Source organism: Chromohalobacter nigrandesensis, assembly GCF_023061285.1.
Taxonomy (GTDB): domain Bacteria; phylum Pseudomonadota; class Gammaproteobacteria; order Pseudomonadales; family Halomonadaceae; genus Chromohalobacter; species Chromohalobacter nigrandesensis.
This window is the reverse complement of sequence record NZ_JAKGAM010000040.1, coordinates 1-811: the sequence shown is the minus strand read 5'-3', so window position 1 is coordinate 811 and position 811 is coordinate 1. Positions and strand designations below refer to the sequence as shown.

Here is an 811-nt window from a genome sequence, read left to right as displayed (position 1 = left end):
GAAACCTACGACTGCCTGATTAACGAAGGCATCACCGTCGCCGCCTTCCCGCCGAGTTACCTCCGCCAACTGGCGGAGTGGGCGGAACTGAAAGGCCGGCCGCCGGGTGTACGCATCTACTGCTTTGCCGGCGAGGCCTTCAGCCGCCAGATGATGCACCACGCCATCGAACACCTGCAGCCGGACTGGGTGATTAACGGCTACGGTCCGACCGAAACCGTGGTTACCCCCACGCTGTGGCGTGTACCCGCCGATACGGCGGACTTCGACAGCGCCTACGCCCCCATCGGTGACCTGGTGGGCGACCGCCAGGGTTATGTACTCGACAATGATCTGAACCTCCTGCCACCCGGAGTCGCCGGTGAGCTCTACCTGGGCGGTGCCCTGGCACGAGGCTACCTGGACCGGCCGGAGGCCACGGCAGAGCGCTTCGTGCCCAACCCCTTCCGCCCGGGTGAGCGCCTGTACCGCACCGGCGACCGGGTCAAGCTCAACAAGGACGGCCAACTGGAATACCTGGGCCGGATTGATCAGCAGGTGAAACTGCGGGGCTTCCGGATCGAGATCGGGGAAGTGGAAGCGGCGCTGAAAGCCTGCGAGGGTGTGAAGGACACCCTGGCGGTGGTGAAGGATACGGCCGCCGGTCAGCGACTGGTGGGCTATGTCTCCGGCGAAGATCTGGACGAGCGAATCATCAAGGCCCACCTCCGGGAGCGGTTACCGGAGTACATGGTGCCGTCCCACGTGGTCACGATGGAGCGCCTGCCGCAGTTGCCCAATGGCAAGCTGGATCGCAATGCCTTACCGGAAC

At 64.6% G+C, this 811-nt stretch carries 1 protein-coding gene; it reads left to right on the top strand.

Annotated features, from left to right (window positions below):
* The coding region (locus L1073_RS17095; protein ID WP_246901432.1) for an AMP-binding protein at nucleotides 1–811 on the top strand (811 nt) is incomplete at both ends.